This window comes from Rhodococcus sp. NPDC003382, from assembly GCF_053589135.1.
Genome location: NZ_JBSFRH010000001.1, coordinates 217103 through 235493 on the forward strand (window position 1 = coordinate 217103; position 18391 = coordinate 235493).

The 18391-nt window shown below is 66.7% G+C and carries 27 protein-coding genes and 1 tRNA gene; 19 read left to right on the forward strand and 9 right to left on the reverse strand.

The window, feature by feature from the left end:
* Positions 1-17 precede the first annotated feature (17 nt).
* From ACWDUD_RS01060 to aceE, 5 genes are all read right to left on the reverse strand, one after another.
* Positions 18-1259: a KasA/KasB family beta-ketoacyl-ACP synthase gene (locus tag ACWDUD_RS01060; protein WP_197257819.1), complete on the reverse strand. Its 1242-nt coding sequence runs from the start codon at positions 1257-1259 to the stop codon at positions 18-20.
* Between the two features lie 8 nt (positions 1260-1267).
* Entirely contained in the window at positions 1268-1546 is a 279-nt protein-coding gene (acpM, locus tag ACWDUD_RS01065) for a meromycolate extension acyl carrier protein AcpM (RefSeq protein WP_068162700.1), read from the reverse strand.
* Between the two features lie 121 nt (positions 1547-1667).
* Complete coding sequence (locus ACWDUD_RS01070) at positions 1668-2585, reverse strand: ACP S-malonyltransferase (protein WP_450108088.1); 918 nt, start codon at positions 2583-2585, stop codon at positions 1668-1670.
* 128 nt (positions 2586-2713) lie between these two features.
* Positions 2714-4027, reverse strand: coding sequence for a PucR family transcriptional regulator (locus ACWDUD_RS01075; protein WP_197257817.1), 1314 nt, complete (start codon positions 4025-4027; stop codon positions 2714-2716).
* A gap of 49 nt (positions 4028-4076) precedes the next feature.
* Positions 4077-6932 (reverse strand): pyruvate dehydrogenase (acetyl-transferring), homodimeric type, encoded by a 2856-nt coding sequence (gene aceE, locus ACWDUD_RS01080; RefSeq protein WP_450108089.1) that lies wholly within the window; start codon positions 6930-6932, stop codon positions 4077-4079.
* A gap of 359 nt (positions 6933-7291) precedes the next feature.
* Between aceE and ACWDUD_RS01085 the strand changes: the two genes are divergently transcribed.
* The 3 genes from ACWDUD_RS01085 (at position 7292) to ACWDUD_RS01095 (ending at position 8417) form a co-directional block, all read left to right on the forward strand.
* A complete protein-coding gene (locus ACWDUD_RS01085) occupies positions 7292-7714 on the forward strand; it encodes a DUF3052 domain-containing protein (RefSeq protein WP_450108090.1) in 423 nt (140 codons plus the stop codon).
* 135 nt (positions 7715-7849) lie between these two features.
* The gene (locus ACWDUD_RS01090) at positions 7850-8314 is read left to right on the forward strand and encodes a peroxiredoxin (RefSeq protein ID WP_197257811.1); all 465 of its coding nucleotides are present in this window, start codon (positions 7850-7852) and stop codon (positions 8312-8314) included.
* Positions 8315-8345: 31 nt separating this feature from the next.
* Positions 8346-8417, forward strand: a tRNA-Val gene (locus tag ACWDUD_RS01095).
* A 91-nt stretch (positions 8418-8508) separates the two neighbouring features.
* On the opposite strand, the gene ACWDUD_RS01100 is transcribed toward ACWDUD_RS01095, so the two are convergent.
* The 4 genes from ACWDUD_RS01100 to ACWDUD_RS01115 all read right to left on the reverse strand — a co-directional run bounded on the left by ACWDUD_RS01100 (position 8509) and on the right by ACWDUD_RS01115 (position 11595).
* Positions 8509-9633: a tyrosine-type recombinase/integrase gene (locus ACWDUD_RS01100; protein ID WP_197257809.1), complete on the reverse strand. Its 1125-nt coding sequence runs from the start codon at positions 9631-9633 to the stop codon at positions 8509-8511.
* Between the two features lie 3 nt (positions 9634-9636).
* A complete protein-coding gene (locus ACWDUD_RS01105; RefSeq protein ID WP_450108091.1) occupies positions 9637-10515 on the reverse strand; it encodes a hypothetical protein in 879 nt (292 codons plus the stop codon).
* A gap of 24 nt (positions 10516-10539) precedes the next feature.
* Positions 10540-10977: a hypothetical protein gene (locus ACWDUD_RS01110; RefSeq protein ID WP_197257805.1), complete on the reverse strand. Its 438-nt coding sequence runs from the start codon at positions 10975-10977 to the stop codon at positions 10540-10542.
* 84 nt (positions 10978-11061) lie between these two features.
* Complete coding sequence (locus tag ACWDUD_RS01115; RefSeq protein ID WP_450108092.1) at positions 11062-11595, reverse strand: hypothetical protein; 534 nt, start codon at positions 11593-11595, stop codon at positions 11062-11064.
* A gap of 231 nt (positions 11596-11826) precedes the next feature.
* On the opposite strand from ACWDUD_RS01115, the gene ACWDUD_RS01120 reads away from it, so the two are divergent.
* The 16 genes from ACWDUD_RS01120 (at position 11827) to ACWDUD_RS01195 (ending at position 18251) form a co-directional block, all read left to right on the forward strand.
* Complete coding sequence (locus ACWDUD_RS01120) at positions 11827-12111, forward strand: hypothetical protein (RefSeq protein ID WP_197257802.1); 285 nt, start codon at positions 11827-11829, stop codon at positions 12109-12111.
* Positions 12112-12143: 32 nt separating this feature from the next.
* Positions 12144-12398, forward strand: a complete 255-nt coding sequence (locus ACWDUD_RS01125) for a hypothetical protein (RefSeq protein ID WP_197257800.1) — start codon at positions 12144-12146, stop codon at positions 12396-12398.
* Positions 12395-12799 (forward strand): hypothetical protein, encoded by a 405-nt coding sequence (locus tag ACWDUD_RS01130; RefSeq protein WP_450108093.1) that lies wholly within the window; start codon positions 12395-12397, stop codon positions 12797-12799. Before ACWDUD_RS01125 ends, ACWDUD_RS01130 begins: the two co-directional genes overlap by 4 nt.
* Before the next feature lies 1 nt (position 12800).
* Entirely contained in the window at positions 12801-13052 is a 252-nt protein-coding gene (locus ACWDUD_RS01135; RefSeq protein ID WP_197257796.1) for a hypothetical protein, read from the forward strand.
* Positions 13053-13239: 187 nt separating this feature from the next.
* Entirely contained in the window at positions 13240-13584 is a 345-nt protein-coding gene (locus tag ACWDUD_RS01140) for a hypothetical protein (protein ID WP_450108094.1), read from the forward strand.
* Between the two features lie 114 nt (positions 13585-13698).
* Positions 13699-13941, forward strand: a complete 243-nt coding sequence (locus tag ACWDUD_RS01145; protein ID WP_197257792.1) for a hypothetical protein — start codon at positions 13699-13701, stop codon at positions 13939-13941.
* A complete protein-coding gene (locus ACWDUD_RS01150; protein ID WP_197257790.1) occupies positions 13938-14447 on the forward strand; it encodes a hypothetical protein in 510 nt (169 codons plus the stop codon). The genes ACWDUD_RS01145 and ACWDUD_RS01150 overlap by 4 nt, the downstream gene beginning before the upstream one ends.
* The gene (locus tag ACWDUD_RS01155; RefSeq protein WP_197257788.1) at positions 14444-15346 is read left to right on the forward strand and encodes an ATP-binding protein; all 903 of its coding nucleotides are present in this window, start codon (positions 14444-14446) and stop codon (positions 15344-15346) included. The genes ACWDUD_RS01150 and ACWDUD_RS01155 overlap by 4 nt, the downstream gene beginning before the upstream one ends.
* Before the next feature lie 100 nt (positions 15347-15446).
* A complete protein-coding gene (locus ACWDUD_RS01160) occupies positions 15447-15788 on the forward strand; it encodes a hypothetical protein (protein ID WP_197257786.1) in 342 nt (113 codons plus the stop codon).
* Positions 15785-16159 (forward strand): RusA family crossover junction endodeoxyribonuclease, encoded by a 375-nt coding sequence (locus ACWDUD_RS01165; protein ID WP_307846662.1) that lies wholly within the window; start codon positions 15785-15787, stop codon positions 16157-16159. Before ACWDUD_RS01160 ends, ACWDUD_RS01165 begins: the two co-directional genes overlap by 4 nt.
* A gap of 316 nt (positions 16160-16475) precedes the next feature.
* Positions 16476-16598: a hypothetical protein gene (locus ACWDUD_RS01170; RefSeq protein ID WP_269437725.1), complete on the forward strand. Its 123-nt coding sequence runs from the start codon at positions 16476-16478 to the stop codon at positions 16596-16598.
* The gene (locus ACWDUD_RS01175; RefSeq protein ID WP_197257784.1) at positions 16591-16941 is read left to right on the forward strand and encodes a hypothetical protein; all 351 of its coding nucleotides are present in this window, start codon (positions 16591-16593) and stop codon (positions 16939-16941) included. The genes ACWDUD_RS01170 and ACWDUD_RS01175 overlap by 8 nt, the downstream gene beginning before the upstream one ends.
* Positions 16938-17135 carry a hypothetical protein gene (locus tag ACWDUD_RS01180; protein ID WP_197257781.1) on the forward strand — a complete coding sequence of 66 codons (198 nt, stop codon included), beginning with the start codon at positions 16938-16940 and terminating at the stop codon, positions 17133-17135. Before ACWDUD_RS01175 ends, ACWDUD_RS01180 begins: the two co-directional genes overlap by 4 nt.
* Positions 17132-17341 carry a hypothetical protein gene (locus tag ACWDUD_RS01185; RefSeq protein ID WP_197257779.1) on the forward strand — a complete coding sequence of 70 codons (210 nt, stop codon included), beginning with the start codon at positions 17132-17134 and terminating at the stop codon, positions 17339-17341. The genes ACWDUD_RS01180 and ACWDUD_RS01185 overlap by 4 nt, the downstream gene beginning before the upstream one ends.
* The gene (locus ACWDUD_RS01190) at positions 17338-17847 is read left to right on the forward strand and encodes a hypothetical protein (protein ID WP_197257777.1); all 510 of its coding nucleotides are present in this window, start codon (positions 17338-17340) and stop codon (positions 17845-17847) included. Before ACWDUD_RS01185 ends, ACWDUD_RS01190 begins: the two co-directional genes overlap by 4 nt.
* Positions 17844-18251, forward strand: a complete 408-nt coding sequence (locus ACWDUD_RS01195; protein WP_197257775.1) for a hypothetical protein — start codon at positions 17844-17846, stop codon at positions 18249-18251. The genes ACWDUD_RS01190 and ACWDUD_RS01195 overlap by 4 nt, the downstream gene beginning before the upstream one ends.
* Positions 18252-18391 lie beyond the last annotated feature (140 nt).

Sequence of the window (18391 nt, forward strand, 5' to 3'; positions counted from 1 at the left end):
AGCGGGCGTCGGACGGGTCAGGCCCGGCCGAACGCGAGCGCCACGTTGTGCCCACCGAATCCGAACGAGTTGTTCAGCGCGAAATCGAAGTTGCCGTAGCGCGGTTCGCCCTTGACCACGTCGAGATCGATTTCTGGATCCTGATTCTCGAGGTTGAGCGTGGGCGGAATGACTCCGTCCCGCAGGCTCAGGACCGTCAGTACCGCCTCGAGGGCACCGACCGCGCCGATCGAATGTCCGAGCGCGGATTTCGGTGCGTAGATCGCGGCGTGCTTGCCCACGGCCGCACCGATGGCCTTCGCTTCGGCGATGTCACCGATCGGGGTGGCCGTTGCGTGTGCGTTGACATGGGCGATGTCGGACTTGGTGAGTCCGGCGGTCTGGATCGCCCGGGTCATGGCACGGGCAGCACCCGTTCCCTCGGGATCGGGGGCCACGATGTGGTACCCGTCCGAGGTGATTCCTGCGCCGAGGACGCGGGCGTGGATCGTCGCGCCGCGGGCCTTGGCGTGTTCCTCCGATTCGAGGACGAGCATTGCGCCCGCCTCGCCGAAGACGAAACCGTCGCGGTCCTTGTCGAAGGGGCGGGACGCACCCTTCGGGTCGTCGTTGCGGGTGCTCAGCGCGCGCATCATGGCGAAGCTGGCGGTGGCAACCGCATCGAGCTGACCCTCGACACCACCCGTGACGATGATGTCGGCGTCACCGAGCGCGATCATCCGGTACGCGTGGGCGATCGCTTCGGAGCCCGACGAGCACGCCGAGACCGGCGTGATGACCCCGGCGCGGGCGCCGAGTTCGAGACCGACGGTGGCCGACGGGCCGTTCGGCATGACCATCTGCACCGCGAACGGCGACACCTTGCGGTATCCGCCTGCGCGCAGCTTGTCGACGGCGTCGATGAGGGTTTCCCCACCGCCGAGACCGGTACCGATGACGACACCGAGCCGCTCGTGGTCGACCTCCGGGCTGCCGGCGTTCGTCCACACCGTGCGCGCGAGGGTCAGCGCGAGCCGCTCGACGTAGCTCATGCGGCGGATCTCGACGCGGGAGAGTCCTTCGTCGGGGCTGACCTTCAGGGTTCCGCCGATGCGGACCGGGAGGTCGAACTCTTCGACGAATCCGCCGGTGAGTGTGCCGATGCCGCTTTCCCCGGCGAGGAGTCCCTTCCACGTGGCATCCACATCACCGGCGATCGACGTCGTGGCCGCAAGGCTGGTGACGACGACGTTGCGCAACGTAGGAGAGGCGGAAGTCACGGTCGGGCTCACTCGTTGTCGTTCGAGATCTGAACGCCCTCGGCCTCGAGCTTCTGGATGTAGGCGACGATGTCACCCACGGTGCGGAGGTTCGCGAGGTCCTCGTCCGGAACCTTGACGCCGTACTTGTCCTCGGTCTGGACGGCGATCTCGACCATGGAGAGGGAGTCGATGTCGAGATCGTCGACGAAGGACTTCTCGATGGTCACCTCGGAGGGCTCAATACCGGTGACCTCTTCGATGATCTCCGCGAGACCGGCGATGATTTCTTCCTGGCTGGTGGCCACGTCGTGGCTCCCTTCGTGTGTTTCAGTGATGGGGTCTGAACTTCCGGCCGGATGTTTCCGGCCGGGCCCGGGTGCCCGGATCGGGCGTACCCGTGTTGCTGCGCGATGCGCGCGCAGCAAACTAACCGAGTCCGGGCAATTCGGCCAGTGCCGTGAAATCGTCCGCGGACTTGAGCGCCAGGGTGGGGGTGCCGCGCATCTCGCGCTTGGCAATACCCACCAGGGTGCCCGCCGGGGGGAGTTCCACGACGGCCGAGACCTGGGCGGTGCGCAGATGCGCGGTGCACAGGTCCCACCGCACAGGCCGGGTCACCTGTGCGGCCAGCTTGGAGAGTGCGTCCGCTCCGGACGCAACGGGTGTGCCGTCGAAGTTGGACAGCAGGGTGCGGGTCGGTTCGCTGGGAGCGATCTTCGCCGCGGCGTCGGCGACCGCCTCCTGGGCGGGCGCCATGAATCGGGTGTGGAAGGCGCCGGCGACCGGCAGCTGCCGGATCCGTGCCTTCTCGGGCGGGTTCGCGGCCAGTTCCTCGAGCGCCGAGATGCGGCCGGCGGCGACGATCTGTCCGGCGGCGTTCACGTTGGCCGGGGCCAGGTCCAGCTCGGCGAGCCGGGCGAGGACCTCGTCCTCCGCGCCACCGAGGACCGCGGACATGCCGGTCGGCTCGACGGCGCAGGCCTGGGCCATTTCGGCGCCGCGGATCGCGGCGAGCGAGACGGCTTCGTCGGCGGTGATGACGCCGGCGATCGCGGCCGCAGCGAGTTCACCGACCGAGTGCCCTGCGACGACCACGTCGGCCGGGATGAGGCCGCGGGCGTCGAGTTCCTCGAAGGCGAGCAGCGCCGTGGCGACGACGAGGGGCTGGGTGACCGCCGTGTCGGTGATCTCCTCGGCGGTGGCGGTGGTGCCGAGACGTTCGAGGTCGAGCCCGGCCGCCTTCGACCAGACCTGGATGCGATCGCGGGCGCCGGGCTGCTCCAACCAAGGGGCGAGCATGCCGGGTGTCTGGGAGCCCTGACCGGGGGCGAGCAGCGAAATCACGAAGATCAGGGAACACCCTGCGAAGGCCTCCTCGAGATGTCGGCTGGAATGAAGTCTCGAGCAGGGATTTGTAGGGTTTCCACAAAAGCCCATGTCGACCCTGACTATCGATCGACCGGCTGTGTGTGTTACGTGCCCGAATCGCGAAATGTGAATCGTGTGACCGGTGGTGACTGAGTTCGGAGTTTGTTATGGCTTCGAGCCAAACGACCCACTGTTGCGGCGATTCGGAGAACGTATGCATCACGGGGATTCGTGGGGTCCCGGCCGGTCACTTCTGTGATTCGCTTCAACCGATACCGGACAGTATTTGGATGAACAAACAGCTTTCGTGCGCAGGTCTCGACAGCACCCCCACTGTCGAGATATGCGTCGAGCGTGTTCGACAGCGCCGGACCGGCCGCAGCCAGGGGCCCGACGATGTAGTCCTCGAGCGCCTCGATCGCCGCCGCGTCGCCCAGCAGGGCACGCTCGGGCAGCAACTCCGCCGCGTGCACCGGGCGTGGAGCGCCGGGCCATCCCGCCACCGCCTCCATCGCGGCCATCGCCTCGACCGCCGAGACGTGCGCCGATCCCAGCGTCGGGGTGGTCGGACCGATGACGACCGCGTCGTCCGAGAACGCGCGCATCAATTCGTCACGGAACGCCGCCGCCTCCGGCGTGCCGTGCAGGATCCCGCTGACCACCATCACGAGCCGCTCACCCTGCACGACCGCCAGGGCCGCGCGACCGTGCTGCTGCGCGATGGTGTGCACCGTCGTCACCACCGACACGTTCTCGTCCGGCGGGGGAGTTCCCACGATCACCGTCGCGGGGGCGGTCGCGTCCCAGTTCAGGGTCGCCGCGCGCGACTGCATGTCCGCACCGGTGTCGCCGCGCACCACGGCGTCGACGACCAGCGCCTCGAGCCGGGTGTCCCACGCGCCGCGCGATTCGGCGGCGCTCGCGTACACCGACGCGGCCGCGAACCCCAGCTCGCGGCCGTACCGCAGGATCGCCTCGGTCAGGGCCACGAGCTGCTGCTCGTTGCGGGCGAGCGCCGGCAGCCACTGCTCGAAGAACTCCATCGCGGCCCGCACCATGTCGACGGTCTGCCGCAACGTCAGCCGCCGCGCCAGGTCCTGCGGGATCACCTGGTAGGCGTCGGTGCTGAACCGGATGTCGCTCTCCGGGTCGCGCACCCACTCGATGAAATCGACGACCGACGACTGGATGACCAGCTGCACCGTCGCCCGCTGCGAGGCGTCGAGGTCGGCGAAGAACGGCAGCTGTTCCTGCATCACGTGCACGGCCTCGGTGGAGAGCCGGCCGGAGAACTGCTTGACGCGCCGCAGCAGCGCGTCGGGCAACGGGGCGCGTTCCGGACGCGCGGGCGGCACCGGGCGCCCCGTGGGAGCGCCCGGTGCACGTGTCAACCGCGGTGACGCGGAATCCTCGACCATGCGACGAAACTACGCCCGCGGCCGATCGCCCGTTGCAGGACGGGCCGGATCAGGCCACGCCCGGATCCGACGTCTGCTCCGGCGCGGCCGTGACGTCGTCGATCCTGTACTTCGCGGCGGCCTCGACGGCCCGGGCCCGATCGACGGCACCCTCGCGGCCGAGCGCGGCGAGCACCGCGACGACGGTCGATTCGGCGTCGATGTTGAACACGCGGCGCGCGGCGGGACGGGTGTCGGAGAATCCGAAGCCGTCGGCGCCGAGCACCGTGTAGTCACCGGGCACCCACTGCCGGATCTGGTCCGGAACCGCGCGCATCCAGTCGGACACCGCGACGAACGGGCCGGCCGCGTCGGACAGCACCCGCGCGACGTAGGGGACCGGAGCCTCCGCGCCCGGATCGAGCAGCGCCTTGCGGTCGCACTCGATGCCGTCGCGACGCAGCTCGCCCCACGACGTCACCGACCACACGTCCGCGGACACGCCCCACTCCTCGGCGAGCATCTCCTGGGCGCGCAGCGCCTCCGGCATGATCACACCCGACGCGAGGATCTGCGCCTTCGGGCCGGACGCCGCACCGGTCCGGTACAGGTACATGCCCTTGAGCAGCCCGTCGACGTCGAGGTTCGCGGGCTCGGCCGGCTGTACGTACGGCTCGTTGTAGAGGGTGATGTAGTAGAAGACGTCCTCGCCGCCGAACCCGTCGACGCCGGGGGTTCCGCCGTACATGCGGCGCAGACCGTCGCGCACGATGTGGGCGATCTCGTAGGAGAACGCCGGATCGTAGGTGACCGCCGCCGGGTTGGTGGACGCGAGCAGCAGCGAGTGGCCGTCGGCGTGCTGCAGACCCTCACCGGTCAGCGTCGTCCGGCCGGCGGTCGCGCCGAGCACGAAGCCGCGGGCCATCTGGTCGGCCGCGGCCCAGAGGCCGTCGCCGGTGCGCTGGAACCCGAACATCGAGTAGAAGATGTACACCGGGATCATCGGTTCGCCGTGGGTGGCGTACGACGTGCCCACCGCGGTGAACGAGGCGGTCGAGCCGGCCTCGTTGATGCCCTCGTGCAGGATCTGGCCGACCGCGCTCTCCTTGTAGGCGAGCATGAGTTCGGCATCCACCGACGTGTACAGCTGGCCGTTGCGGTTGTAGATCTTCAGCGACGGGAACCACGAGTCCATACCGAACGTGCGGGCCTCGTCGGGGATGATCGGCACGATGCGCGGACCGATCTCCTTGTCGCGCAACAGTTCCTTGAGCACGCGCACGAGCGCCATGGTGGTGGCGACCTGCTGCTTGCCCGAGCCCTTGCGCACCACGTCGTAGGTCTTGGCCTCGGGTAGCTTCAGCGGTGCCGCGGTGGTGCGGCGCTCGGGCAGGAACCCGCCCAGCTGACGGCGCCGGTCCAGCATGTACTGGATCTCGGGGGACTCGAAGCCGGGGTGGTAGTACGGCGGCATCTTCGGGTTCGCCTCGAGTTCGGCGTCCGAGATCGGGATGCGCTGCAGGTCCCGGAAGTACTTGAGGTCCTCGAGCGTCAGCTTCTTCATCTGGTGCGTGGCGTTGCGGCCCTCGAAGTGCTTGCCGAGGGTGTAGCCCTTGATGGTGTGCGCGAGGATCACCGTCGGCTGACCCTTGTGCTCCATCGCCATCTTGTAGGCGGCGTAGATCTTGCGGTAGTCGTGGCCGCCGCGCTTGAGGTTCCAGATCTCCTGGTCCGTCAGGTCCTTGACCAGCTCCTTCGTGCGCGGGTCGCGGCCGAAGAAGTGCTCACGGACGAAGGCGCCGTCGTTGGCCTTGTACGTCTGGTAGTCGCCGTCCGGGGTGACGTTCATCAGGTTGACCAGCGCGCCGTCCTTGTCGGCGTGGAGCAGTGCGTCCCACTCGCGACCCCACACGACCTTGATGACGTTCCAGCCGGCGCCGCGGAAGAACGACTCCAGCTCCTGGATGATCTTGCCGTTGCCGCGCACCGGGCCGTCCAGGCGCTGCAGGTTGCAGTTGACGACGAAGGTCAGGTTGTCCAGGCCCTCGGTCGCGGCGACGTGCGCGAGGCCGCGCGATTCCGGCTCGTCCATCTCGCCGTCGCCGAGGAACGCCCACACGTGCTGGTCGGAGGTGTCCTTGATACCGCGGTCGTGCAGGTAGTGGTTGAACCGCGCCTGGTAGATCGCGTTCATCGGGCCGAGGCCCATCGACACCGTCGGGAACTCCCAGAACTCCGGGAACAGCCGCGGGTGCGGGTACGACGGCAGGCCGCCGCCCAGCGACGCGTGGCTGTGTTCCTGGCGGAATCCGTCCATCCGCTCCGTGGAGATGCGGCCCTCGAGGAAGGCGCGGGCGTAGATGCCGGGGGAGGCGTGGCCCTGGATGAACACCTGGTCGCCGCCGCCCGGATGGTCCTTGCCGCGGAAGAAGTGGTTGAAACCGACCTCGTAGAGCGCGGCGGAGGACGCGTAGGTGGAGATGTGACCGCCGACGCCGATGCCCGGCCGCTGCGCGCGGGTGACCATGATCGCGGCGTTCCAGCGGATGTATGCGCGGAAACGGCGCTCGACTTCTTCGTCACCGGGGAACCACGGTTCGCTCTCGGTGGGAATGGTGTTGACGTAGTCGGTGGAGGTCAGCGCGGGGATCGATACGTGGCGCTCACCGGCGCGCTCGAGCATGCGCAGCATCAGGTAGCGGGCGCGGCTGGGGCCGGCGGCGTCGAGCATGCCGTCGAACGATTCGAGCCACTCGGCGGTCTCGGCCGGATCGATATCCGGGAGGTAGGAGGCCACACCCTCGCGAATGACGCGAACGCGGCTCTCGGTGGCCGGCCCTGTCGAACTCGGCGAGGGCCCCGATCCCTTGGCACCCGGTGTGTCGGCGCCGTCTAGGGATTGAGGTCCGTGGATCAGGTCTGTCAACGTCTGCTCCTCATCGTGGTGGGGCGCGCAGGTGTGGCGCCCACTCCGTTGATCGGCTCTTGTGGGAGCCGACTCATCGACATCTGAACATGATGCACCCCTCATCTTCCCCCATTCGAGCGCGCGGGGCAGCGGCCGGTAGGCCTATTCCTCCCAGGGCGGACGAGAAGGGCGAATCACCCGAACCGGACGGGCGGTGTCCGTGCGGAGTAGCGTGGGGAAAGAAACTCAGGTCTTTCGTTGCGATTCGGCTTGCGCTGAGCGGTCGAACGATGTTCGCTTTGACCAATCGATGCAATCGTCGTCACACCGGCGTTCCGGGCAACCGGGCGCCGGCAACCCAGAAGGAGGGAACCACCGTGGTCGCCGCGGCGGACGCCAAGAACTACGTTCAGAAGCTCGGTATCACCCACGACCACGTGGTTCAGGAACTCGGCTGGGACGAGGACGTGGACGACGAGATCCGCGTCGCCATCGAGGACATCACCGGTTCCGAACTGCTCGACGAGGACTCCGACGAGGTCGTCGACGTGGTCCTGTTGTGGTGGCGGGAAAGCGACGGTGATCTCGTCGACACCCTGATGGACGTGATCGGCCCGCTGTCGGACGACGGGGTCGTCTGGGTGCTGACGCCGAAGACCGGCCGCCCCGACCACGTCGAGCCCAGCGAGATCGCCGAGTCGGCGACCACCGCAGGTCTCACCCAGACGTCGGCCACCAACCTCGGCGACTGGACCGGCAGCCGGCTGGTGCAGCCGAAGGCCGCCCGCCAGAAGCGCTGAGCTCTGCTCACATCGACGCTGAGCTCCGCTCACATCGACGCTGAGCTCCGCTCACATCGACGCTGAGCTCCGCTCACATCGACGCTGAGTTCCGCTCTCCAGTAGTTCCACTACAGCGAAGGATCGAACTGCCCGATGGCTATCGAGGTGGGCGCCGAGGCGCCCGATTTCACCCTGAAGGACCAGAACAACCAGGAAGTGTCGCTGTCGAGCTTCCGCGGCAAGAAGAACGTGCTGCTGGTGTTCTACCCGCTCGCGTTCACCGGTGTGTGCCAGGGCGAGCTGTGCGCGGTGCGCGACGACCTGCCCACCTTCGAGAACGACAACACCGCGATCCTCGCGGTCTCGGTCGGTGCGTCGCCCACCCACAAGATCTGGTCCGCCGAGCAGGGCTACACGTTCCCGCTGCTGTCCGACTTCTGGCCGCACGGTGAGGTCGCGCAGGCATACGGCGTGTTCAACGAGAAGCTCGGCTTCGCGAACCGCGGCACCTTCGTCATCGACAAGGCCGGCATCGTGCGTTTCGCCGAGGAGAACCAGCCCGGCGAGCCCCGTGACCAGGGAGCTTGGGCCAGGGCGCTCGCCGCGCTAGAGTCCTGAGTCGACTCCGGCGGAACTCCGCCGGAGGTCGGGGCGTGTAGCTCAGTGGTAGAGCTCTGGTTTTACACACCAGCGGTCGGGGGTTCGAAACCCTCCGCGCCCACCTTTGCCCCTTGCCTGTTTACGCAGGTGAGGGGCGATTTTTCTACTTCCAGACAGAACCGCTCAAATGGCGGCGGACAGTTTTCGGACAGTCAAGCCGAGATCGCACCCCGTCGCGCACGGTCCAACGCGTCCGCCACGAGGTCGAGATCATCGTCGAACAAGTCGGCATACACGTCGAGTGTCATGGCCGCGGACGCGTGCCCGAGCATCCGCTGCACCGCCTTGACGTGAGCACCGGCCGACACCGCGAGCGATGCCGCTGTGTGACGTAGATCGTGTGGGGTCAGCTCGGGAACCCCGGCGGCCTTCGCGGCGGTCCGGAACCACGACCGTTGCCGCGGCCGCCGCATGAACCCGCCGTCGGTTCCCGGGAACACGAGATCGTGGCGGTCCTTCCCCTCACACAGCGCCGCCAGGTCCTCGACGAGGAACCTCGGTACTGGGATCGACCGTTCCTTCATCGACTTCGTCGTCCCGACCATCACATTCGCCCCGACCTCCACCGCGTTGCGGGAGACGATCAGCCGGCGCCGCAGCAAGTCGAGGTCGCAGACGCGAAGTCCGATCGCCTCACCCCACCTCAGGCCGCAGTACGCCAGCGTCAGCACCAACGCCGACTTGTCCCCGGCGGCACCCGCCATTTTCGCCACCTGTTCGTGGGTGAGATAGATCTTCCGCTTGGGGCGCTTGCGCGGCAGGTTCTCGATCTTCCGGGCCTTGTTCGTCACCAGCTTCCGGTCCCGCACTGCGCGGTCGAGGATGCCGGCGAGCACGGCGTGGGCGCGGATCGTGGTGGTGGCCGAGGCTGCCTTCTTGATGACGACGTCGGGGTCGTTGGGGTCGCGGATCTCGGTGACCAGGTCGGCGATCCACTCTTCGACGTCGCTGATCTCGATGGATGCGATCGGCTTGTTTCCCCACCGCGGTTCGACGTGTGTGCGCCAGGCGGAATCGAGGCCGACATATGCCGATGGCTTGAGGCGTGACTTCTTGGCGGCAAGCCAGGCTGGCGCGAGCTCGGCGACGAGAGTGCGTCCGTCCCTGGGGTCGACGTACTCGCCGTCGGCTTTGCGGACTTCGATGCGGGAGGCGAAGTCTCGGGCGGCCTCGGCGTTGGTGAATCCGGACTTGCTGCCTTGGCTGCCGTCCGGTTTCATGTACCGGACCTTGTAGCGGGTGCCTTTCGTGGTGCTGTACGACTTGACGGTGGCCATCGGTTAGGGCTGCTCTCGCCAAGCGCTCCGAACAGCAGCAGGATCTCCCGTGCCGTCGAACTTGTAATCCTGGTACCGGTCGACGCGGATCTTTCCCAGAGTCTCTTTGCCGTAGAAGTTCCAGACCGACATCGATCCCACCGCCTCTGCGTACGGCGTGACCCGGAGTGCGGTTGCCAGTTCCGTCGCGAAGTCTTTGAACTCGTCGCCGTCCAGCTCGGGCGCGCAGATGTAGAAGATGGCCGACACCATGCTCGGATCCTCTTTCCATTCGAGGGTCTGGGTGGTGACGAACTTGACATGTTCTCGCGACGGGAAGGTCGAGGTGACAGCTTCGAGTTCCGGAACCGGGGTCCCGGCGTAGTCGCTGCAATTGCTCATGTCGATGGAGGATGCTGCGATCGGCGCCGGCGAGCACGAAGCGCGATTGGGAAGTGGTTCGAATTCATATCCGCCGACGGTTAATCCAGTGCGGGCTGCTCCCAGTGAGTCCAGGGCGAATTTGCCGTTGGCTTGGCGCGCGCCGCCCTCTGCTTTCTGGCTGTCCCCACAGTCGACCTGGACGTGCCATCCGCCCACGTCAGAACTCTTGTACAGACGTCGCACTTCTTGAAAGGCGTTGCGCAGCTGCTGATCTGTGTAGTCCTGGGCGACGATCATTACGAGGTAGCCCTCGCGCTCCTCGCGCAGCCAGTATTCGGCGACGTCAGTATTGACGGCTGTCGTTGATGGACGTTCGGAGGTCGTGCTGGGATTGGCCGCTTCGGACGCAACGGCGGTGGCTGTGGTGCTGGCAGGAGTGGCAGTGGGCTCGGCATCGGACGAGCAAGCTGTAAGCGTGAGCGCCCCAGCGAGTGTGGTGGCGAGCGCGTATCTACGCATGGTCTTCCTTCCAGGGGTGATCATTCAGTTGGTCCGGCGAGCGATCTGGCGTTCGACCCACTTCCGTTCGCCGGCGGTCAGGGTGCGTATTCGGGTCAGGAGGATGTCGTGGTCGACCCACAGCTCCTCGGCGGCCTCGTCGTCGGCGCGCCCCTGGCACCACATGAGCGCGTCGACGAGCTCGGGCAGGCGGATCATCCGGCGGGCGGTGAGCTCCTCGACGACGTGTTCCTCGCGGGCCGCGAAGAACGGGTGCGGGGGTACGGGTCCGCGTTCGAGGTGGTTTATCTCGTGTGTGAGGGTGGAGCGCCGTTCTGTCTGCGAGCTGGTCTTGTCGATCTCGATGCCGCCTCGGGTGAGACGGCCGAGATTTCCGTGGGTGGGGCGGTCGACGAAGTGGACGTCAACGTGCGGAAAGTGTTGGTGCAGATGCCTCCATGGATTCCACTTGCGGCGGGACATGGAGGGATTAGAACACTTGTTCGAAGTAACTTCCACGTAACACGCTGATCTTGTAGCAGGTTGCTACACGGGAGATGGCGGTGATTAAGCGCCATCCTCCGGTCCGTCCGGGTCGGGGTGATCCCACGGTTCGCCTTCCAGTCGCCGGCGCTTCCGTTCCCGCGTCTCGCCCTTGCGTGCCGCCAGCTCGTAGCCCTCGGGCTCCTCGACGTCTTCAGGTCCCTCAGCGTCCTCGGGCTCATCGTCGACAAGGCGCAGGCCTGGATCCTCGGCGGGCAAGTCTCCACCCCTGGTGTCGTCTTGGTCGTCACGCCCTTCAAGCATTCCGTCGATGACGCGGAGGATCGCTTCTCGTTGACTACGTGACAGTCGGTGCGCCTTCTGGGGGAGCTTGAAGGGCTCGCGGACAGGTTCGCCGCGGAGCTCCCATGCCTTCTTGACGGTGATGCCGAGTGCATCCGCGATCAGTTCGGCGGTGCCCTCTTCGACGCCCTCGCCCTTCACGAATCGGCTCACGCGGTCGGCGTAGATCCCCGCGGATTCGGCGACCTTTCGCATGCTGCGGCCGGCGAACACTTCTTCCCATTGGGGCGGTAGTCCCGCTCGTTTCTTCGTCACGTCTACGAACCCTGCCTGTAGCTGTCGGTGTTGCCCAACTTCTTGTGTAGACAACGTGTCTACAAATTACCTGGCACAACGGACAACAACCTGGAGCTTCTGTGCCTCGACAGACTCCCGACTTGTAGACACCCCCGTCTACATGTTGTACTGTCGCACACAACGCACAACAAACCGTCTACACTTCGAAAGGCAGGGGAAATGCAGCACTACACAGACGGGAGGTTCTGGGTGAAGCTCATCAGCTCGAAGGCGTTCAGCCAGTACGTCGAGCACCGCGGATTCACGGTCCGTTCCCTTGCGGCGGCAACGGACAAGGAGCTCAAGAAGGCGAAGGCCATGCGCGGCGACAAGCCTGCTGGGTGCTCCCGGTCCCTCATCGGCCACCTGATGTCCGGGCATAGGAACACCTGCTTGCCGCATACCGCTCGCGCGATCGAAAGGGTTCTCGATGCGCCCGCAGGCTCTCTTTTTGTGCCCCAAGTGTTGCCCGTTGTTCGCAACACTGCTGCATAGCTTCCGATCCACTCAACCGAAAGGAGCAGTACGTGACGTCGACTCTCACCCGCGAGATCCCGCTGTCGATCGAGGACACCGCGCGGATGCTCGGCTGGCAGGGGCCCGGCACCCACACCTCGCCCTCGTACAACACCGTCCTCAAGGCCTGCCAGCGCGGCGATCTGCCCGCCTATCAGGCGGACGGACCAAACGGAAAGCGCAAGTGCCGCTGGATGATCCTGCCCTCTGATGCCATCGCATGGCGCAGCGGCAGGCTACCCGCCCGTACGAAGTCGCTCCGATGAGCACCTCGACCGACAAGCGCCCAGCAAAGGAAAAGGCCGCCCCGTATGCGGCGGGACGGCCTGACATCGAAACCCTGGAAGGAAATCGGATGCCTTACAACCTTACCTCAGACGATCTCGAAGTCGAGATCGGCGAGCTGATCGACCACTACCGAGTGGGCGCCCGCAGCACCAACTTCGGAGTTCTCTCCATCCAGCGATTCGCCTGCAACGGCAGCTGGTCGGTGCGCTTGCTCGTCGACGGCCGCTTCACGGGCGAGCACGTCGACATCTGGATCGACACCGACGGGCGCGCCTGGCATGCGATCAACGCCGATGGCCCTGAGCTGGCGACTGCATTGCTGAACGCCCGCAATCGTTTCGTCGAGTCGGCTCCGGTCGAGATGGCGAAGGGGGCCTGACATGTCGATCCTCACCCGGCCTCTCACCGACGCCGAACTCAAGGCCGCCGGCATCGAGCCCGCTCCGATCGCGCACGAGACCTTCACGCAGGTGTTCGCTGTCCACGACGGGGAACTCGAGATCGTCGACGAGGACAAGGGCGACGACACTCCTCCTGGCCCGGCGCGTATCGGTCTCGCCGTGTGGGCCTGGGCGATCACCTTCGGTGGCGCAGTCGGTGCTCTGATCTTCGCCGCGGAGGTGGCGTCGTGACCATCTTCATCGACAGTCCGGTCCGGTCGACGAACCGCGAGCGCCGCACCTGCACCTGCGCAGGCACGGCCCCGGGATTCCCTCAGCACGAGATCGGCTGCGGAACCACAGCCTTCGAGCCCGTGGGCACGCGGTGCTGCGGTTGGGCAGACGGCATCTGCGACGGTTGCCCGAAGGCGGTGGCCTGATGGCGAAGCGACAGAGCGTCCACATCCTTGAGTCTGCGCAGTTCGGTGACACCACGATGCCGGAGTACGTCATCGAACCGGCACGCCGCACCGTCGCCGCCAACGCCCGCAGCGTCGAGGATGCACGCCGGCTCCTTGAGATGCTCGGCCTCATCGAGCCTGTCATCACCGCAGAGGTTGCCGCTGGGCCGGTGAAGTGCCAGCGCCGCTGCGAGCAATGCGGGAAACCGATGCGGAACCAGGGCGAGGACCCGGGCATGTGGCCTGGGACTGTCGCCATCCGCGCCAAGGGCATGTGCGGCCCCTGCTACGACCGCGACCTGCAGGCACGCAATGCGTCGTGAGTGCACCTGCGGTGCAGCCGGGTTCGGGCATGAGCCCGGCTGCACCACGAGGCAGGACACCGACACCGACAACCACCTCGAGCTGTTGCTCGACAACGACCGAGAGGAACTGACATGGCCGTTGCCATGAGCCGGGCGCAGATCGTCGAGACGGCCCGCACCCGCGGTTGCTACCTGCGTATCCGTCACGGCAAGCACATCTCCCAGCCGCTGCCCCCGGGCCGTCCGTGGGCCGTGCAGATCGCCTTCCGCAACGTCATCAACCGTGAGGCGCTGGCAGGTTCGTTTCCCACCCACGAGCAGGCTGTCGAGTTTGCACTCGGCCGGCTCGCCGAGCTGAAGGACTTCGCACGATGAGTGCCGTCGAGAAAACTGTCCGCAACCTTGCCGCGATCGCCGCTGCGAAGAAGTTGCTGGCCGAGGCGGAGGACCGCGAGAAGGCCGCGCTGGCATCGCAGGTCACCCGCGGCACGAACTACGCGTACACGCTGGCAGGGGAGGAGCTCGGGTACGCGACGGTGCCGAAGCCGACGCAGCCGAAGCCGGTCGTGACGATCACCGATGAGGCGCAGGTGTTCCCGTGGCTGGTGGAGGCGTTCGGGCCGGACGTGATCGAGGAGCGTGTGGTGCTCACCGACCAGGGGCGCGCCTCGCTTGAGGCGTACGTCCTCGAGGCGCACAAGGCCGCCGGGTCGGAGGACTACTTCGACCTGCCGGGCGTCTCGGTGTCGGTGCCGCCCGCGAAGGCCCCGACACCGCGGTTCACGCCCGCGAAGAACGTCGTGGAGCTGGTGCGTGGCATGGCCGCCGCCGGCGAGTTGAACCTCGGCGAGGTGCTCGCACTCGAAGGTGGTGCGCAGTGACCGCTCTCAGCTTCGCGCCCGCCACCAAGGAGGCCAGCAAGGCCAGGATCGCCCTCTGCGGTCCGTCGGGTTCCGGCAAGACGTACACCGCCCTTGCGCTCGCGACCGCACTGTCGGATCGCGTCGCGGTGATCGACACCGAGCGAGGTTCCGCCTCGAAGTACGTCGGGCTCAACGGCTGGGCGTTCGACACCGTTCAGCCGGACTCGTACAGCCCACGGTCGCTGGTGGACCTGCTCGGCTTGGCGGCCGGCGGCGGGTACGGCGTCGTCATCATCGATTCGCTCTCGCACTACTGGGAGGGCGCGGACGGGATGCTCGAGCAGGTCGACCGTAAGTCCGGTGCCAACAAGTTCACGTCGGGATGGAAGGACATGCGACCTGAGGAGCGTCGCATGATCGACGCCATCATCTCCTTCCCTGGGCACGTGATCGTCACGCTCCGCACGAAGACGGAGTACGTGATCGTCGAGAACGAGAAGGGCAAGAAGGAGCCGCAGAAGGTCGGTTTGAAGCCGATCCAGCGGGACGGCATCGAGTACGAGTTCGACCTGATCGGTGAGTTGGATGTGCAGAACACGATGCGAGTGACGAAGTCCCGCATTCACACACTCACCAACGTGGTCATCCCTCTGCCCGGTGAGGAGCTTGCCCACCAGATCGACGCTTGGCTGTCGGATGGTGTGCAGGTACCGACGGCGGCCGAGTTCCGCAAGCGCGCTCTGGATCTCACGGGAAACAAGGCTGGTCTGCTCGCGCTGTACGCGGAGGTGAAGGGGCATCGGATGCTCGGTTCTCCGACGACCGACGCCGAAGGCCGGCCGGGTGTGCTCGGCGATCTGATCACCTACCTGGGTTCACAGGCTGCCGCGAAGCTCGCCGCGGTGCCGAACGACTGAACACCTGATCTTGCCGGGTGGCGGTGTGCCGACGGAGTCCTGATCCGGCGCACCAGATGTGCGCACCACACCGCCCCCGGCATCCCTTTGGAGGCAAGGAATGAACCAATCTGAACTGAAGGGGCTGATCGCCGCGGCGCTGATGCCCGGCGCGCCGGAGCTGGTTGCCGACACCGCCGCGAACCTCGCGCGCACAATCCTCGAGCGGCACGAGGTGGTCGAGCTTCCCGCTTCGTCGTTCGAGGATGAGCACGGCGTCACCTGGTCCGACTCGTCCGGTGGCTTCCAGCTCGCGACGGTCGCAGGGCCGGAAGTCTGGGTGGCGGGGGAAATCCTGTCGCCTGACGAGCTGCAGGAGACTGCCGCTGCGCTGCTGGCTGCTCGCCGCCTGGTGCTTGCCGAGCGTGCCGAGGTGCGCAAGACGGCGGGGGTCGTCTGGTGAGCGTCGACATCGTGCTCGAGCTGCCGTACGAGAAGCCTCCGCTGTCGATGAACGACCGCCTGCACTGGCGAAAGAAGGCCGTGATCACCGCGTCGATCCGCGAGGTCACACACATGCTCGCCAGGCAGGCGAAGGTGCCGACCGGCCGCGGCCGCGTCACGGTGTGCCTGCACTACCGGCCGCGCGACAACCGTCGGCGCGACGCCGACAACCTCATGCCGGTGCTCAAGGCAGCATGCGACGGTCTCGTCGACTACGGGCTCACCGCCGACGACACGCCGGAGCTGATGCAGAAGCTCATGCCCGTAATCCACGCAGCAGAGAAGGGCCGCCCCGGCTCCCTCTGGCTCACGATCGGAGATCCCCAGTGACCCAACCCATCAGCGCGTACACCGGAGGAGATCCGGGCGCGGACCCGGCGCACGAATGGAAGCACCACACCCAGGCGAGTGAGACCGCTGCGGATCCGCCTGGTGAAGCTTCCGGTTCGCACCGGCTGACGGTCACGCGCACAACTTCATCGACAGTGGTGAAGTCCGGAGCGGTCGCCGATGCAGTGCGGCGGCGCTGCGATCGTCTCCGCGAGACGGGGACTGTGGCGACGGTCGCTGAGAGCCTGGACGGCTATGTCGTGCGGTTTACCGACGTCGACGGGGCTCGTGTCGTCCTGACCTACCAGGAGGGGAAGTGAAGTCCGCCGTGCGCATCGCCGGTGTCGCTGGCCTGTGCATCGCCGGGTGGCTCACCGTCGCCGCCTGGACCATCGACCGAGCCTCACAAACCCTCTACGAGTGGAGCGACCATGAGTGACCGAGACGAACTTCTCGCTGCGATGAAGGCGCACTCGATGCGGTCCTGGACTGATGGCGTCGGATCTGTATGCGCGTGCGGCTGGGAGGGACGCCTCCTCAGCGCTCACACCGTCGACGAGCTCCTCGCCGCCGGCTACCGCAGGGCCCGCGTAATCACCACCGTGCAGGAGCTCGCCGACATGCGTGACGGCACGGTGATCATCGGCCCGGACGGGCTCGTCGGCGAAAAGCGGGACTTCCCGCTCGATCTGGCCGTCCGCTACGTCAACGGCACCACGGAGACGAACGCGGACATTCCGATGCCCGTCACGGTCCTCTACACCCCCGAGGAGTCACGGTGAGCGACTACTGCCCAGCCCGCCACGACGACACACCCGGCCACGCCTGCCTCTGCGTGAAAGACACCGGCCACCGCCGGGAGCACCTGTGCCTGTGCGGCTACGAGTGGGACGTCTCCCGGAAGATCAGGACCGGCTCGAATCACTGGCAGCTCATCGGCGACACCTGGCGATGGATCACCGGGGAGGCGTCGTGAGTCACGTCGAAACCGTCGAAACCGCCCTCGACCACGCCATCCACGAAAACGACGAACTCCGCGCTGTCATCGACAGCATCCGCGACTACGCCCAGCTCCTGCGGGCGATGGCCGACGAGGTACGGCAACTCGATGCGGTCTACCAGGCCCGCGTATACGACGACATCGCCACAACCCTCGAACGCAAGATTGGAGACAAGCTGTGAGTGATCCGACGACACCCGAAGGCCGCGCCGAACTGCGCGACAAGATCCGCGCCGCATGGCCCGCCCGAGCGCTCACTCACGGCCGCGGAATGCACGTACCGCCCGTGCGCGACGGAGGCAACACAGCGGCGTGCATCGACCTCGCAGTCGAACTCGCCGTCGAACACTTCGCCCCGGCGCCGTGCGTCATGACGCACACCCCGCCGTTCGACTTCGCGCAGTGTGAAACCCACGACGAGACGTTCCCCCTCGGAGAGTCTTGCCGGTTCGATGGGCGCGACATGGTTGAGGTCTTGTTCGAGGCTGTCGACGAGCAGCGCGGCCGGGCCGTGCGCGCCGAGCTCGAGCGGGACCGCGCCGAGGCTGCACTCGCCCGGGTGCGCGAGTACGTCGACGACCTAGCGAACGTGCCGAACGTCGGCTACGACAGCAGCGAGCAGTGGGAGTTGGACACCAGGCGAGAGGTTGCCCGCGAACTACGTGCAGTGCTGGACGGTGACCGGTGACACCCGATCAGCTCCGGCTCCTCGCCGAACTCCATCCCCGCCAAATCCTCGGACTCGCCGACGCACCCGACTACTGGTGCCCACAAATCCGCGACACCCGCGGCGGCGGAACCCCAACCGACCCGGAATGGCACGCCGCCGGCCTCTGGCGCAAAACCTACACATGGGGCATCGCCATCACCCAGCCCGGCGACTACATGGAAGAACGCGGCATCACCGCACCCGAACACACCGTGACCCTCACCTGGCGGCAAATCACGGCCTGGGCAGAAGCGCTGCCCGAGGAACGCCGCATCGCAGCGCGGAAGGCACGCATGTCGATCCACGCCGCCGACGAGAACACCGCGGTCGCAGAGCTCTTCGCGCCAGCCGTCGGGGCTGAACCGGAGATGACGTTGTGGTGACCGAGTGCCCGGTGTGTCGCCGGAGGGTGCACGCGTCCGAGTACACCGGCCGCGTCACCCGGCACGACGACACCGCGGGAAGTACCTGCCCGATGAGCGGGCACCACATCCCGCTCGAACAGCTCGAAAGGAGGGCCGCC

Excerpts from the sequence above, each read along its gene's own strand:
- ACWDUD_RS01075 (WP_197257817.1), bottom strand. The coding sequence starts at position 4,027 with ATGGTCGAGGATTCCGCGTCACCGCGGTTGACACGTGCACCGGGCGCT.
- ACWDUD_RS01090 (WP_197257811.1), top strand. The coding sequence starts at position 7,850 with ATGGCTATCGAGGTGGGCGCCGAGGCGCCCGATTTCACCCTGAAGGAC.
- ACWDUD_RS01100 (WP_197257809.1), bottom strand. The coding sequence starts at position 9,633 with ATGGCCACCGTCAAGTCGTACAGCACCACGAAAGGCACCCGCTACAAG.
- ACWDUD_RS01105 (WP_450108091.1), bottom strand. The coding sequence starts at position 10,515 with ATGCGTAGATACGCGCTCGCCACCACACTCGCTGGGGCGCTCACGCTT.
- ACWDUD_RS01110 (WP_197257805.1), bottom strand. The coding sequence starts at position 10,977 with ATGTCCCGCCGCAAGTGGAATCCATGGAGGCATCTGCACCAACACTTT.
- ACWDUD_RS01130 (WP_450108093.1), top strand. The coding sequence starts at position 12,395 with ATGAGCACCTCGACCGACAAGCGCCCAGCAAAGGAAAAGGCCGCCCCG.
- ACWDUD_RS01135 (WP_197257796.1), top strand. The coding sequence starts at position 12,801 with ATGTCGATCCTCACCCGGCCTCTCACCGACGCCGAACTCAAGGCCGCC.
- ACWDUD_RS01140 (WP_450108094.1), top strand. The coding sequence starts at position 13,240 with ATGGCGAAGCGACAGAGCGTCCACATCCTTGAGTCTGCGCAGTTCGGT.
- ACWDUD_RS01145 (WP_197257792.1), top strand. The coding sequence starts at position 13,699 with ATGGCCGTTGCCATGAGCCGGGCGCAGATCGTCGAGACGGCCCGCACC.
- ACWDUD_RS01150 (WP_197257790.1), top strand. The coding sequence starts at position 13,938 with ATGAGTGCCGTCGAGAAAACTGTCCGCAACCTTGCCGCGATCGCCGCT.
- ACWDUD_RS01160 (WP_197257786.1), top strand. The coding sequence starts at position 15,447 with ATGAACCAATCTGAACTGAAGGGGCTGATCGCCGCGGCGCTGATGCCC.
- ACWDUD_RS01175 (WP_197257784.1), top strand. The coding sequence starts at position 16,591 with ATGAGTGACCGAGACGAACTTCTCGCTGCGATGAAGGCGCACTCGATG.